14 protein-coding genes are annotated in these 14,148 nt (G+C 38.1%); 3 read left to right on the top strand and 11 right to left on the bottom strand.

The genetic code is table 11. From position 1 onward, the window contains the following. Positions 1 to 1,113: a serine hydrolase domain-containing protein gene (locus J2Y67_RS09630; protein WP_310173289.1), complete on the bottom strand. Its 1,113-nt coding sequence runs from the start codon at positions 1,111 to 1,113 to the stop codon at positions 1 to 3. 178 nt (positions 1,114 to 1,291) lie between these two features. Between J2Y67_RS09630 and J2Y67_RS09625 the strand changes: the two genes are divergently transcribed. Continuing rightward, positions 1,292 to 1,804 (top strand): acyl-CoA thioesterase, encoded by a 513-nt coding sequence (locus tag J2Y67_RS09625; RefSeq protein ID WP_310173288.1) that lies wholly within the window; start codon positions 1,292 to 1,294, stop codon positions 1,802 to 1,804. Between the two features lie 151 nt (positions 1,805 to 1,955). On the opposite strand, the gene J2Y67_RS09620 is transcribed toward J2Y67_RS09625, so the two are convergent. From J2Y67_RS09620 to J2Y67_RS09590, 7 genes are all read right to left on the bottom strand, one after another. Further along, positions 1,956 to 2,957, bottom strand: a complete 1,002-nt coding sequence (locus tag J2Y67_RS09620; RefSeq protein WP_310173286.1) for a DUF3231 family protein — start codon at positions 2,955 to 2,957, stop codon at positions 1,956 to 1,958. A 93-nt stretch (positions 2,958 to 3,050) separates the two neighbouring features. After that, on the bottom strand, positions 3,051 to 4,004 hold the full coding sequence (locus tag J2Y67_RS09615; RefSeq protein WP_310173284.1) for a cation diffusion facilitator family transporter: 954 nt from the start codon (positions 4,002 to 4,004) through the stop codon (positions 3,051 to 3,053). 114 nt (positions 4,005 to 4,118) lie between these two features. Further along, a complete protein-coding gene (locus J2Y67_RS09610; protein ID WP_310173282.1) occupies positions 4,119 to 4,352 on the bottom strand; it encodes a hypothetical protein in 234 nt (77 codons plus the stop codon). A gap of 67 nt (positions 4,353 to 4,419) precedes the next feature. After that, on the bottom strand, positions 4,420 to 5,421 hold the full coding sequence (locus tag J2Y67_RS09605; protein ID WP_310173280.1) for an AI-2E family transporter: 1,002 nt from the start codon (positions 5,419 to 5,421) through the stop codon (positions 4,420 to 4,422). Positions 5,422 to 5,531: 110 nt separating this feature from the next. Further along, positions 5,532 to 6,545, bottom strand: coding sequence for a polysaccharide deacetylase family protein (locus J2Y67_RS09600; protein ID WP_310173278.1), 1,014 nt, complete (start codon positions 6,543 to 6,545; stop codon positions 5,532 to 5,534). 311 nt (positions 6,546 to 6,856) lie between these two features. Beyond that, positions 6,857 to 9,994 carry an MMPL family transporter gene (locus J2Y67_RS09595; RefSeq protein WP_310173276.1) on the bottom strand — a complete coding sequence of 1,046 codons (3,138 nt, stop codon included), beginning with the start codon at positions 9,992 to 9,994 and terminating at the stop codon, positions 6,857 to 6,859. Beyond that, the gene (locus J2Y67_RS09590; RefSeq protein WP_310173273.1) at positions 9,991 to 10,449 is read right to left on the bottom strand and encodes a MarR family winged helix-turn-helix transcriptional regulator; all 459 of its coding nucleotides are present in this window, start codon (positions 10,447 to 10,449) and stop codon (positions 9,991 to 9,993) included. Before J2Y67_RS09590 ends, J2Y67_RS09595 begins: the two co-directional genes overlap by 4 nt. A 273-nt stretch (positions 10,450 to 10,722) precedes the next feature. Between J2Y67_RS09590 and J2Y67_RS09585 the strand changes: the two genes are divergently transcribed. Together J2Y67_RS09585 and J2Y67_RS09580 are read left to right on the top strand one after the other, a co-directional pair. Beyond that, on the top strand, positions 10,723 to 10,944 hold the full coding sequence (locus tag J2Y67_RS09585; protein WP_310173270.1) for a hypothetical protein: 222 nt from the start codon (positions 10,723 to 10,725) through the stop codon (positions 10,942 to 10,944). Positions 10,945 to 11,003: 59 nt separating this feature from the next. Beyond that, positions 11,004 to 11,636 (top strand): DUF2085 domain-containing protein, encoded by a 633-nt coding sequence (locus tag J2Y67_RS09580; protein WP_310173268.1) that lies wholly within the window; start codon positions 11,004 to 11,006, stop codon positions 11,634 to 11,636. Between the two features lie 974 nt (positions 11,637 to 12,610). On the opposite strand, the gene J2Y67_RS09575 is transcribed toward J2Y67_RS09580, so the two are convergent. The 3 genes from J2Y67_RS09575 to J2Y67_RS09565 form a co-directional block, all read right to left on the bottom strand. Further along, the gene (locus J2Y67_RS09575; RefSeq protein WP_310173266.1) at positions 12,611 to 13,219 is read right to left on the bottom strand and encodes an undecaprenyl-diphosphatase; all 609 of its coding nucleotides are present in this window, start codon (positions 13,217 to 13,219) and stop codon (positions 12,611 to 12,613) included. Positions 13,220 to 13,311: 92 nt separating this feature from the next. Next, the gene (locus tag J2Y67_RS09570) at positions 13,312 to 13,530 is read right to left on the bottom strand and encodes a hypothetical protein (protein WP_310173264.1); all 219 of its coding nucleotides are present in this window, start codon (positions 13,528 to 13,530) and stop codon (positions 13,312 to 13,314) included. Positions 13,531 to 13,671: 141 nt separating this feature from the next. Beyond that, on the bottom strand, positions 13,672 to 13,887 hold the full coding sequence (locus J2Y67_RS09565) for an acyltransferase family protein (protein WP_310173436.1): 216 nt from the start codon (positions 13,885 to 13,887) through the stop codon (positions 13,672 to 13,674). Between the last annotated feature and the right edge of the window lie 261 nt (positions 13,888 to 14,148).

Genomic DNA, 14,148 nt, shown 5'->3' with positions numbered 1-14,148 from the left:
TCACATTCCCAAATGGTGGGATTTTCCAAGTTTAATAATTGTGTGAATATCATTTGCAATGGCTTTAATTTTTGTCTTTTTGGAATGAATATTCAATAAGATCGTAATTTGGGTTTTATCTTTATAATATACATGAAATGATTCCCAGCCTAATAAAACGCCTCGGCTAAAAATACTGTCCGGATAATGATAAAGGCCAAATCCGTATTTCGAGATACTCCTAGGCCTAAGCATTTCCTTCAAACTAGTCCTTGAAATAAGTTTACCACCAAATAATGCCTCATCGAAACGGGATAAATCAAGTGCTGTTGTGTAAATATCACCGCAGCTAAATAGGGGATAAGGGTTCAGTTTCTTAATTGGGTGTAAATGACGGCTGATTTTTAGATAACCGGTTGATGTAGATGGAAAAGGGTTTTCCTCTGTTATGAACCCGGAATTTTTCATTCCTGCTGGTACAAAAATATTTTTTTGAATATATTCATTAAGTGTTGTTCCCGAAACCTTTTCAAGAATATAGCCCAATATCAAGTAATTAATGTCTTTGTAATCCCATTCTGTACCCGGATAAAACAATAACGGCCTTTTTGCAGCTTCGTTTATGATATCTACTGGCCTTGTATCCCATATTTGCCATAGGGGCTTTTGAATTCCTGAAGTATGGCTTAATAAATGAACTAATTTTATCTCTCTGCCATTAGGAAAATCGGGAATATACTTTGATAAAGGATCTTCAATGGATAGCATTCCTTTTTCTTGCAGCTGTATAATGCTTGTTGCAACAAAAGCCTTTGTAATCGAACCAATTGGATAGCTAGTATAGGGTTGGTTTAAAATATGCGCTTTGAAATTCGCATAGCCAATCCCCTTGTTATAGACCAATTTATGATTCTTTAAAACCGCAACACTTCCATTAATATGTTTATATCTTAAATAGTCACTTATTCTCTGTTGTGTTGTTTTCCCCTTTTGTACAATCTCTTTAAGTTTCGCTTCATGCTGTTTCGCTAATGTCTGATGATCATGATTATGTATTCCAATCATGCTTTGGCAGGCTGTTTGTCCAAGAATCATCAATATGATGAATAAACAAATAAGAAGATTTTTTCCCATTCGAAATCCCCCATCTACCATAAGGTCTACTTTTCTTATTTTTTATCATAATGCCTTCATTAAACCACTTTTTTCCTTAAAGTGTCATGAACATTAGATTAAAATTATTTTGGTTATTACATAAAATTCTGGTGAAAAATAAGCATATTGTGAGTACGTAAGTGATGGAGGTTTATAAATGGACGCAAAAACATGTAATGATTCAAAAGTGGTAAGATCAAGCAGGATATTTCCAAATGATGTAAACAATCATCATACATTATTTGGCGGAAAATTAATGAGTGATGTGGATATGATTGCATCCATTTCCGCAACAAGACATTCACGGAAGGAATGTGTCACGGCTTCGACTGATTCTGTAGATTTCTTGAGTCCGATTACTCCCCAGGATTCCGTCTGTTTCGAATCATTTGTAACCTGGACAGGGAGAACTTCGGTAGAAGTCTTTGTTAAAATTATTGCTGAAAACCTTATTACAGGGGATAGAAAAATTGCTGCCACAGCGTTTTTAACCTTTGTTGCTTTGGATGATAACGGCAAACCCGCAGCCGTACCTGGAATCATCCCTGAAACCGAGGAAGAAAAGAAATTACATGAAACTGCATTAAAACGTGCCGAAGAACGAAAAGTGCACAGACAGAACAGCAAAGAACTAGCAGCACACTTAACCATTAATAAGCCATGGGAATAAGAAAGCTAAAAAAGGTTCGTCATTATCGACGGACCTTTTTCAGCTACTAGGAAAGTATAAACTTTTTCCAAGTTTATACTTTCCTAGTACGCATAAGTGCAACTACGCCTCTGTCTTCGCCCTAAGGGGCTCGCCAATCGGCGAGTTTTCTTTATGTTAAACCTTCTAATTCTCTTCGATTGGGTGCATGAGGGGGTTGCTGCATCCACCCACGGTCGACCATAATATTAAAGCCTTTCTCCGCGTAAAGTAAAATCTCAAGAATAAATTTTTGATAATGGGCTGCCAAGTCTGTCCGCATCGATAAGGACAAGGCATGGCCAAGAAAAGTGATATCAATGGCATTTAAACTATGAAAGAGCAAAACGATTAATTTATCGGAGAAAGGAGCCACCTGTGAATCCGTTACCTCCATTGTGGTTGGTTTTATTCCCAAAAGCTCTTCCCGCATGAGAAGATCGTTAAACACCCGGATTTGCTTTTCAGAAATTTCTTTGCCTTCTTTAATATACTTTCGTATTTCCTTGTCTTTAACAATTTGTAAAAAAGCGGTACATATTATAATAGAAAAATAATTCCTTTCAACATTAAAGAAAATCTCAGTAATTTCAGGTGTGTTTAATGGTCTTTTCTTGCCAAGCCCCAATATATAGGTTTGTTTTTCAATATATTCAACCTTTTTAGGGTACGGAATCATCGGAGGCCGGTCATAGATTCCCTTTTTAAGCATTAAAGTAGTAGCATTTTGATACAAATTGGCGGATTCTTTCACAATTGATGTAAAAAGATTTAGAACATCCATTCTTGCCACATTGGAGGTGATAAAGCTCATGTTGACCATAGTCATCCGACCCATTGAATATACAAAGCTTAACGCAAATGTATCATAAAACAAAGGGGGGGCGGAAAGGTCGATATCATCATTTGTGAGTCGATCTGGCAGGGGGATTCCTTCTTCCGTAAAAATTTCGGTTATTTGTTGAATACGTCTTATGGAAGTAGCAAGTGCTTGCTCTAGCACACTTTGAATTTCTTCATCCTGATTATGATGGAGAAAATATTCCAATAAGCGGATCCCCATATCCTCTTGGAGAAACAGTGCCCATAGTCCGCCAATTTCAGAACTGGATAATCTTGCCGTATGTGAAACCATTATGTCTCCCCCTAATAGCACGGTGTTCCATTAGGTTCCCAACATCCAATTTGTTTTATACTTTACGACTGCTTAATTTGCAGTTTCTTCCGTCTAGGGTTTCCAATTCATCACCTGATCATCTTCATCAATTTCGATTGTGACATCCACTACGCCCTTTTCCGCCATAATTCTTTCCTCAAGTCGGTCTTTTATATCATCTGCCGCAGCAACCGTTAATTTCGGGTCGACCTCTATTTCCAATTCCACGTGCAGGTCTTCCCCCTCTTTAATCACGGTAATCCCCTGAATATCCTTAACATCAGGATCTGCCATCACAAGCTTACCGATTTTGTCCTCCATTTCTTCATCTGCCTGACCGATTACTCCTGCTGCATTATCTAAAAACACCCTGCCGACAACAAAGAACATCATCGCTCCAATTATGATCGAAACAAGACCCTCTGCCTGGTGAAATGCAGTAAAATGAGAAATAAGGACAGCGATAATGGCCAATAAGCCTCCAAGTGTTGCGACCATATCCTCCATAAAAACCAGTTTTGTTGCCGGCTTTGCTCTTCCCAAATTCGCAAAGCTTTGGGCAAATACATTTAATCCTTTTGCCTGAATCTCTACTTCATGTAAAATTTCCTTCATCGCTTTAAATAAAACAGATGTTTCAAGAAGCGTGGATACCCCTAACACAATGATATTAAGAATAAAACCATGGGATGCTGTTGGGTGAATAACATGATGATACCCTTCCACAATTGTCTCAAATGCCATGATTCCAACAACTAAAACGGCACCTAAAAGAACTAAATTGACCAAGCGGCCGAATCCGTTGGGAAATCGTTCGGTTGGAGCTTTTTTGCTTAAGGCTGAACCAATAAAAACAAATAACTGGTTTGCTGCGTCCCCTATACTATGCATCGTTTCGGCGAACATCGCCACATTGCCTGTAAAGGAATAGGCGACCCCTTTAATGATGGCTATGATTGTATTAATAATCGCAGCCATCATCGCTGACTTATTACCCTTTTTTAATAATTGAAATAATTCTCTCATCATATCCCCTATTCTTTTTTAATCATTAATACCCTTAATATTTTCTAATACAACCAGATTCATAAAAAAATTTTATTCAAAAAAACGTCCCGGTTTATGATCGGGACGTGATGATTATACATTCTTCAACACAAGATATAATTGATTATTTCTCTTACTTTGTTCTTCATCTGATGCCAGGTCGTATTTTTTCAACAAATGGAACATTTCATTTAACAATGCCTGTGAGTGTTCTTTTTCAAAAAACTGCTCAAATAATGGCTTCATCTCATCAGGCAAAAAGGCTGCTTGTGATTCATATTTCTTTTTTACATCTGCATGTGAATGGTCAAGCTTACATTCGCTCATTATAATAACCTCCTTCATACCATTAGAATAACACAACCCCCATTTCTTTTTGAAACGGGGGTGCAATTTATACCTTTTTTTGATCTGTTACTTCTAATACATCCAATAGGAAAACAAAGATCGGAATTCCGACAATTAAACCCCAAACCCCAAAAAAGTGCTCAGAGAAAATCAAGATAATAAACGTGTAGAAAACAGGAAGATTAGTCTTAGACGACATCAAATTTGGGTTTAAGATATACGCTTCAATCCCATGAATAATCGCGATGGCAATTGCAATATAAAGAACCTTTATCAAACCGCCGATACTATAGGCGATAATCGTCAGTGGGATTAACGATAAAATCACTCCAGCTACCGGAATGAGACCAAGAAGGAAAATCATAATCGATAGTCCGCCCAACTGCGGGAAATCCAAAATCCATAATGAAATCGTCGTTAAAATACAGTTAACCACCGCAATAATTAATTGAGCCTCGATTACTTTACCGAATGTACCCACAAATTTTCGGGCAAAAAACTCAATTTCAACGTAAATGGAGGAAACCTTACTCTTTTTAAATTTCTTTGTAAACTCAATTAACCTTGGTTTTTCTAACAGGAAAAATAAACTCATTAAAAGCGCCAAAAGGATTTGCAAGCTCACCTTGCTTATATCCGTAAAATATTTGATTATGAAGGTGAACCCCTGTTCTAAATAATTCGATATTTGGATTTCTTCAATTTTTTCCGTAATATAATTCAAAACAATATTATCATGCTTGGTTGTATAAAAGGTGGTAAGCTGCTTAATAAGCTGCGTTATCTCTCCTGCAATAAGCGGTAAATAAACGACCAAGCCATACGAAAGTAATCCAACAATTACGGCATAGGAGATCACCACGATAATCTTTCGATTCAGCCTAATTTTCCCCTCAATAAATTTAACTAAACGATCCATTAAAAAAGTAAAAATAAAGGTAAATAAGATTAAATTAATCATCTCTTTCATCCCATAAATGATAAGGGCAATGAAAATGAAGATTAATATTCTTTTAAAACCGCTGCTCTGCCAAAGTTTATTGATCATATATTTAATCTAACCCCATTATTATCCTTATTCTAAATATACTAATTTCATTATAACAAATCATTTTTTAAAATTGTTACTTTTTAGAAAGAATCCTTTCAGCCACTCCGTTAAAAATGGACAGGTTTCATCGAGTCGTCCAGCGCTTTACTTTCATAGCCATGTATGTTTAAATAGTCCAGCAGTTTAGGCAGGTGTTTCAAGGTTTCCCTTTTTTCATGCATTAGAATTACAATCGGTCCCTTTTGTTTTGATTTCTGCTTCAATTGCTGAATCACATTTTTTACAAATCGTTCGTCCTTGTAGTACCAGTCCTGACTGTCAATATTCCAGTCCCACATCCTATACCCGCTTTTCGACACTGCCTGTTTTTCTTTATTTGACATATATGGATAGCTGCCATAAGGTGTTCGAATTAGATGGGAATCTTCCCCTGTTATGGTTTTTAAAGAGTGTTGGGTCTGATTTACTTCCCTCAAGACAGATTTTTCCGATGCATAGAAAAGTTTGACATTATGCGTTACTCCATGAATCCCGATACTATCCCCGAATTTCACCATTTTTTTAACCGCATTGGGATACCTTTTAATATTTCCGTCCAACATAAAAAAAGTTGCTTTGAAATGATATTTTTCCAGCACTGCTAGAATATCCTCGGAAAAACTTTCCGGACCATCATCAAAGGTTAGATAAATCGTTCTTTTCCCATTACTTACAGGTTTTGAGTTGCTTTCCTTTGGTTGAACTGCATTGGTGTCCTTTTTCGATGAATTAGGAGTTTTATTTTTGTTTACGGCTGCATGTTCTGGAGAAGTGTGCTTTGCTGTAGGTTTATGTTCTTCGTTATGAGTCTCTTCATCTACTTTTTCCCGTTTTTGTACTAAATCTGCATGCTGTTTGTCTTGAATCCTTTTCTTTTCAAATAGATCATCCATCGTTACTTGATAAATCGTTTCCGCACTCTTTTTTAAAGGCATTTTGCGGCTATCCTTTTGAATACTCGGTTCATTTGCTTTAGCCTTTGAGCTAGAATTATAGATGATAAAGGCCCCCGAAGTGAATATCCCCAATGCAAGACTGAGCAGAAAGGTTCCTTTCATCCATCTATTTTTCCCCATCCCCATTTTTCAAATCCCTCTTTGCTGTAATTTTATGTCCTTACGACCATTATAGACGATATTTCACGCAAAATGTTTCAAATATATCAAAAATATTACAAAACTATTAAAACAGATAGAAAGGAATAGAAACAAGAAATTTATAGTTTTTAAACAAAAAAACTCACCATAAAAGTGAGTTCAGAGTACCGATTATACAAAGTTTCTGACATTACTATTTCTACTAAATTTATACACAGCGACTAAGAAAAAAGCGACTGGGGAAAATACCCTTTCTCGACAATCTGGAGGCATCCAAAGGATACCTCTTTGATTTTTCACTTTAAATTATTTGTCATGCCATGGAACGGCCACCAATTTGCTTTGCCGAAGTTTTTAACCATAACAGGAATAAACAACGGAAGTATGACAAACGCGTATAATAATAAACCGACTAGGACAATCGCTGCAATCTGGAGCAATGATAACATCCCGGATGGCATCATCGCTGCAAATGTTCCCCCTAAAATAATGGCGGCTGAAATAATGACCGTACCCATTTTTTTCATTGATAACAGCATTGCATCTGCTACCTTTAAATCCCTGTACTCATTAAATCGGTCCATCAAGAAAATACTATAGTCCACCCCTAGAGCCATCAGGATCACAAATCCAAAGAAAGGAACGGCCCAGCTAATTCCTGTATAACCCAACAGGTTCACAAATAGCGCTTCATTCATCGCCATTGAGGTATAGTACGTTAAAATTAGGGATCCAATAATATATATCGGCATGATCATCGATCTAAATAAGAGAATTAAAATAAACGTGATTCCAATCAGCATTAAGACAACCGTCCGGGAAAAATCCTGATTGGACATTTTATTTAAATCCGCGTTTGAACTGGTAATACCACCAACCGCAACAACAGCATTTTCAAGCTTTGTCCCTTTTACCGCTCTTTTCACCGCATCCTTAATTTCAGGGACCTGATGAATCGCCTCATTGGAATATGGATTTGCTTTAAATACCACATCCATTGTCATGACTTTCCGGTCATCCGACATATAGGTATCGATTGCGTCTTTAAAATCTTTACTTTCCACCACTTCTTTTGGCATATGGAACCCGGACATACTGGTCGAGTCGGATAAGTCAGATAAATACCCCTGAGCTGAACCAAGACCATCCGAAACTTGATTTAACCCTTTCGCACTTTGATCAAGCCCGTTCGATAACTGCGTTAATTGGCCAGTTAAACCGCCAAACCCTGATAGCAGCTGCTTTTGTCCAGCGTTTATTCCAGATAAACCACTAGTCAGCTTCGGCATATTGGCAACAATTTGCCCTTGCCCGTTTGCTAACTGATCAAGTCCTGCCTGCTGCTGCTCCATTCCGTTAATCAACTTTTCCAGGCCCGCAGCAAGTCCCTTCTGGCCGCCATTTGCTTTTGCAAATCCAGTGTTTGCGGAATCCATTCCCTTGGTAATTTGTGAAAGACCTGCGTTTAACTGATTAAGACCACTTGCAAGTGGTGCAAGTTGCTGCTGGAGTACTTGAACGGTTCCTTTTATTTTTTGATATTGCCCTTCTTTCGCTAATCCATCATAATGACTTTCCAAATAAGTAAAATCTTCTCCCTTAATCTGGGCTAGCGAACCGGATAATGCTGTCAATCCACTGGCAACATCCATATATTTAGTGTTTAAGATTTTAAGATTTGCATCTAGGTTCTGATAACCCTTTTGCAGCTTTTTGTTGCCGGCAAGTAAGTCCTCAGCACCTGCTTTTGTTTTTTCTAAACCCTTTTTCAATTCTGTAGAACCCGCTGAGCCTTGGCGGATGCCATTTTCAATTTTGGCGAGGTTGGTTTGAATATCCGTCAAGCCTGCTTGCAATTGATTGGTTCCCGTAATTAATCCGTCAATTCCATTAACCGCCCCTTTTAATTGCGGCCCGGATTTTGATAGTTTGCTGCCTGCATCTTGCAGACCGTCACTAATTTTCGTAATTCCATCCTTGCCCTTCCCTAAACCATCTCCAAGACTTTCTGCTTGCTTATTCACGTAAAATTCTTTAATTTTTTCACCTGTTGGCCTTGTGACAGAACGGACCGTGTCAACTTGATCCACCTTTTCTACTTCTTGACTAATTTTTTCAGCCAATTCCATATAGTCTGTTGAATTCATCGCCTCATCATTTTTAATAACGATTTGCGTCGGCATTGATTCTCCCGGACCAAAGCTGTCAGCGATGGCATTGAAAGCACGGATGGAAGGAACTTTACCACTGATTTCTTCTAACGAGTTAAACGATAATTTTCCATCATACGTAACGAGGAACGGAACACAAATGGCCGCAACAATTAACAATGAAATCAATGGACGTGCTAACGAAAACCTCCCAACTACACCCCAAAGCTTGCTCTCAGCATGTTCCGCACAGCCCTTTGACGGCCAGAAAAGCTTTCTTCCCAAGACAGCCATAAAAAATGGGACAACGGTAAACAAGGCAACCAACAGCATTGCGACCCCAATGGCTACTGCAGATGAAGATTGATAGAGTTTGAATTGGGAAAAACCAATCGTTGCAAAACCAATCATTACGGCTAAACCGCTAAAAAACACCGTTTTTCCTGCCGTACGATAGGTTTCCACAATCGCATCGACCATTGTCTCCCTTTGAGACAATTCTTCTTTAAATCTACTAAGCAATAAAATACAGTAATCTGTCCCGATTCCGAATAAAACGCAAACCAGAAAGATTTGTGTATAGTTGGAGACAGGGAAATCCAGCTTATCTACTAAAATAGCAACAATGGATTGTGAAGCCAGATACGTAATACCCACTGTTAGCAAGGGAATTAACGGTGATATTAATGAACGAAAAACAAGAAGTAATACACCTAAAATAAAGACGACTGTAATCCCTTCTGTTTTCTTCAAGCCTTCTTCTGAGCTTTTCATCAAATCCTCATTGATCATCCAGTTACTGGTGTAATAATGATCCACCTTTACATTTTCAATGGTTTTATACAAGGTAGCACTGACTTCTTTGGGCTCACGGTCATTCCAGGCCACTTTAACAGAAGCAAGAATGGATTTCCCGTCCCCCGCAACCAGTTGATTTTTTAAACTTTTTTCATTAAAATGGCTCAGGATTTCTGTAATACCTAGCTTTTCTTTATTATCTTCGAGCTCTTGAATCGCCTTTTTTGCTTCCGCGATTTCAGCATTTGTTAACTTTTTTTTATCATGAAACACAAGGGCGACTTGTGTTTCATTGCCGCCATCCTTCTGTTTCTGAACTTGATTCATAATCTCTGAAGCTAAATGGGAAGAATATCCCTTTGGAACATCAACCTGCCCCTTATCACGGACAAGGTCCGCCATATTTGGGGCTACCATGAACAATCCAACAATGATGGCAATCCAGGCAATCATAATCAGCCATTTGCTTTTTATAATAAATTTCACCCTTTACTCCCCCTGCAATTCTCCATAAGTACTTGATTCAACTTTTCATACGTATCTAAAAATTGTTTGATTTCGATTTCATCGAACCGGGTAATGATTGATTCAACCAGCTTATGGATTCGATCTTCTGTTTGTTCAAATAAGTCAATGCCCTTCTCCGTTAATGTTAAGTAAACTACACGCCGGTCATTTTCATCACGGGTGCGTTTTATTAAACCTTTTTCCCACATCCGATTAATGATAGCTGTGATGGCGCTCTTTTTCACCTCAAATACCTCTGCTAATTCAGAAGATGTACAGGTTCCTGCCTTGTTGATATACCGTAGCATATAGTGTTGGTCATTGGTAAGATCGCTGCCAATCTGTTCTTTGACTAGCGATTCTGCTTTTTTATTCACGGAAAAGGAAATAGTAATATACCGGTCCACTAATTCTTGAATGTTTTTATCAGACATATATGTATCTTTTCACCTCACACTAAGTAATTCTCTTGTTTAATTATTCAACTCATTAACTATTAACAAGGTTAACTATATTGGCACACTTTTTATTTGTCAACCATTTTTAAATTTTAGACCACCCACGGAAAGCGAAGCGACTAAAGCGTAAATCAACAGGCAAGTTTAACAAAGCCAAATTTTAAAATCATGGACAGACAAAATCCCGGAATCGATAACATACATTTTCATAAGTGCGAAATATGCCCTTAAATAATGGAGGTGAAGCTAGTGACAGGTGGTATAAGAGTCCTGCTATACATTTTATCGTTTTTCATACCTGTTGTTGGAATTATCTTAGGAATCATTTGGATGAATGATCAGGACCCTGAAAAGAAACAAGTAGGGAAAACTTGTTTGATTGTCGGCATTGTCTCCATTGTTTTAAGTTGTATTTGCTGGTTTGCGGCATCGACACTCTCCATTGGTCCTGCCTTTATGTCCGGATATTAATTCATTTGACAACCTAATTCACCTTGTGAATTGGGTTCTTTCTTTAGGAGTGGGTATCGATGGTTCAAGAAATATTTCATTTTTTAGGAAGAGCGATATGTCATCAACTGGACGATCGTTCACTCCATGTTTCCGGAAAGACACTTTCGGTTTGTGCCAGGGATACCGGAATTTATATCGGAATCTTTTCATCCCTCTTTTATTTGCATTTTTTCAAAAGAAAAACACCAATTACAATTCCTTCAATTAAAACAAGTTTGTACCTATTATTGCTTCTTATTCCATTAATGGTTGACGGTCTGGGGTCTTATTTGCATTTATTTGAATCGAGTAATGCACGAAGGTTATGGACTGGAATTAGCTTTGGGCTTGCTTTACCCTACTTTGTTTATCCGCTTCTTTCAGGAAAAAGCCTTGAGGAGTCGAGCGAGCGTGTCATTAATAAGGGTAAGGATCTGTATTGGCCAATTATTATCAGTAGCATTTTAGGTGTGGTATTTTATTGGGGAGTATTGCCCTATTATGTGCTGGATGGATTAATCATTTTTACAGTTTTGGTTTGGTTTAGTTTACTTGCGTCCTTTTTATTTTCTAAAATAAGTTCCAAGCATTTAAAATGGGGGCTTTCTATCATTTTAGGCTTAAGCTTTTTGTCTACTCTTTCTTTGATGCATGAATGGCTTCTCAATTAATTATTAATTAAATGATTTTATTGCCCCAGATGGAGATTCGGTCGCACAGAACCCCGGCTATGCTACCGTGGGCGGGATTCTTCTCTTGAGTCGGTCGCGTAGAACCTTGCTATGCTACCCTGGGCGGGATTCTTCTCTTGAGTCGGTCGCATAGAACCCGGCTACGCTACCGTGAACGGGATTCTTCTCTTGATTCGGTTGCATAGAACCTTGCTATTCTACCGTGGACGGGATTCTTCTCTTGATTCGGTCGCATAGAACTTAACTATGCTACCGTGGGCGAGATTCTTCTCTTGATTCGGTCGCATAGAACTTTGCTATGCTACCGTGAACGGGATTCTTCTCTTGATTCAGTCGCATAGAACCTTGCTATGCTACCGTGAACGGGATTCTTCTCTTGAGTCGGTCCCATAGAACCTTGCTATGCTACCGTGAACGGGATTCTTCTCTTGAGTCGGTCCCATAGAACCTTGCTACGCTACCGTGGACGGGATTCTTCTCTTGATTCGGCCGCATAGAACTTTGCTATGCTACCGTGAACGGGATTCTTCCCTTGATTCGGTCGCATAGAACCTTGCTATGCTACCGTGAACGGGATTCTTCCCTTGAGTCGGTCGCATAGAACTTTGCTATGCTACCGTGGACGGGATTCTTCTCTTGATTCGGTCGCATAGAACCTTGCTATGCTACCGTGAACGGGATTCTTCCCTTGATTCGGTCCATAGAACCCGGCTTTCTTTTCCCTTTTTCCGGCAAAAACCCGCTCGTTCGAGCAATGAAACCACTTTTGGGCGCACTGACACTATAATTCCCATGCTGGGGAAATTTTGAGTGCATGGCACTATCAGGGGTTCAATGTTCCCGTGTAGACGAAAAAGTACCTGAATGGACACCATAAAGGCACCCTAGCACTTTACAAAAACACATTCAAAAGAAAAAGGACTAAAACCCCAAGGTTTCAGTCCTTTTTTTTATTAGAAATTCTTATGTTTATCTCCAGATTTCGATCTTGGCAGGATTGCACCTTCCACTTTTTCATACAAAGCAAGCAGTTTATTTAAGAATGAAAGCTTTGGAGCAATCAGGTAAACAAATAAAGCAGAAAGAATTCCGATTAGAGCACCTGTTAGTACATCCAGAGGATAGTGAACCCCGACCATTACACGGGAAATGGCTACACAGCAGGCAAGAATAATCCATAACCAGCCCTCTTTTTTGCGCACAAGCAGGATTGAAAAACAAATCGAAAAAAAGATGATAGAGTGGTCACTTGGAAACGCATTGTCTACAGCATGTTCAACTAGCTTGTTAACATGTGGCAGTTCGGCAAACGGTTGGTAATGAGAATAAAGCTTACCGGCTACTTTTCCGATGACTTCAGCCACAGCGACAGAAATGATCGCCAGGATAATCATCATTCTATTTTTATCGGTTCTAGTAAACCAATAAACTACAATACCTAAAATCAAAAAATACAGCATATATTCTGCAAGAAAAACGGCAACCGGATCTAAAAAAGAATAGTCTTTTCCAAGATCATTAATCGCTCGAAAGGCTTCAACATTTAATTGAGACATTTTCATACTCCCAACCTTAGAAATTTATCAAAAACAGTTTTCCATCAAACTAGTATACCTTTCAAAACACAGATTGGCAAAACTTTTTATAGCCATTTTTACGAATGGATTTCGTTCCGCTTGATCATCCAGTTTAAACGCGGGAAAATAATTGGCTTGAAAAGATTGAGAATAAACTTTCTTGTTAGCAGCCAGCAGACCACTGAAGCAAACAAAATGGCTGCCAAAATCACAATGCCCTTATGACCGACAAGCTGTTTAGGTGCAAGTTCCCGATATAGACGAACAATGTTTGTGTGAATTAAATAAATAAACAAAGAATTTACTCCGAGTTTGTTAAAGAATATGAGATTCTTTACCATAGGAAATATATCAAAAATTCTACCTTCTGGTGATAATTTGACCAGAGAATGATCTAGAATTAATTTTGACAAGAAGCCGTTCGCGATTTACCAGACTTAAAACACTGAATGTAATTGAATAATCCGTTCAAATTTTCGAGGTCGAAAGAAATACCCGCTTACCATAATAAATAATGGCATATGAAAAAAATATATTACATTATAAAAATACAGAATAATCCTAGGATGATCTGGATTTCGATATAATTCAATAAAATGCCCAAACACCACCAAAAATATTAAAAAGCCTTTGATGTTATCGAACCATGGTATACGTTATTTTTTCATATATACCTCCTTCAATAACTTTTTCGACATTCCTCGACATTTACTAATTTTAACGAACCTCGAAATAGCCTTCAATAGAACAAAAGGTCAAAACTTGCGGAAATATAGGAGGATATTCCCTCAACGAATGACCTGATTTATGGTATTAAGATAGAAAAGAGCGAGAAAAGTGAGTCCTACATTCCAATTTCTATAAATTATTTTCACTTTTATCTATTATCATTTGGGTGTTAATCCAAACATGTT

The sequence above is a fragment of the Neobacillus niacini genome, from assembly GCF_031456445.1.
Lineage (GTDB): Bacteria > Bacillota > Bacilli > Bacillales > Cytobacillaceae > Neobacillus > Neobacillus niacini_I.
The sequence above is the reverse complement of the archived record's forward strand: the minus strand, read 5'-3'. Positions and strand labels throughout refer to the sequence as shown.

Bases quoted from the DNA above. Each gene is read 5' to 3' on its own strand.
- J2Y67_RS09630 (WP_310173289.1), bottom strand. From the start codon at position 1,113: ATGGGAAAAAATCTTCTTATTTGTTTATTCATCATATTGATGATTCTT.
- J2Y67_RS09625 (WP_310173288.1), top strand. From the start codon at position 1,292: ATGGACGCAAAAACATGTAATGATTCAAAAGTGGTAAGATCAAGCAGG.
- J2Y67_RS09620 (WP_310173286.1), bottom strand. From the start codon at position 2,957: ATGGTTTCACATACGGCAAGATTATCCAGTTCTGAAATTGGCGGACTA.
- J2Y67_RS09615 (WP_310173284.1), bottom strand. From the start codon at position 4,004: ATGAGAGAATTATTTCAATTATTAAAAAAGGGTAATAAGTCAGCGATG.
- J2Y67_RS09610 (WP_310173282.1), bottom strand. From the start codon at position 4,352: ATGAGCGAATGTAAGCTTGACCATTCACATGCAGATGTAAAAAAGAAA.
- J2Y67_RS09605 (WP_310173280.1), bottom strand. From the start codon at position 5,421: ATGATCAATAAACTTTGGCAGAGCAGCGGTTTTAAAAGAATATTAATC.
- J2Y67_RS09600 (WP_310173278.1), bottom strand. From the start codon at position 6,545: ATGGGGATGGGGAAAAATAGATGGATGAAAGGAACCTTTCTGCTCAGT.
- J2Y67_RS09590 (WP_310173273.1), bottom strand. From the start codon at position 10,449: ATGTCTGATAAAAACATTCAAGAATTAGTGGACCGGTATATTACTATT.
- J2Y67_RS09580 (WP_310173268.1), top strand. From the start codon at position 11,004: ATGGTTCAAGAAATATTTCATTTTTTAGGAAGAGCGATATGTCATCAA.
- J2Y67_RS09575 (WP_310173266.1), bottom strand. From the start codon at position 13,219: ATGAAAATGTCTCAATTAAATGTTGAAGCCTTTCGAGCGATTAATGAT.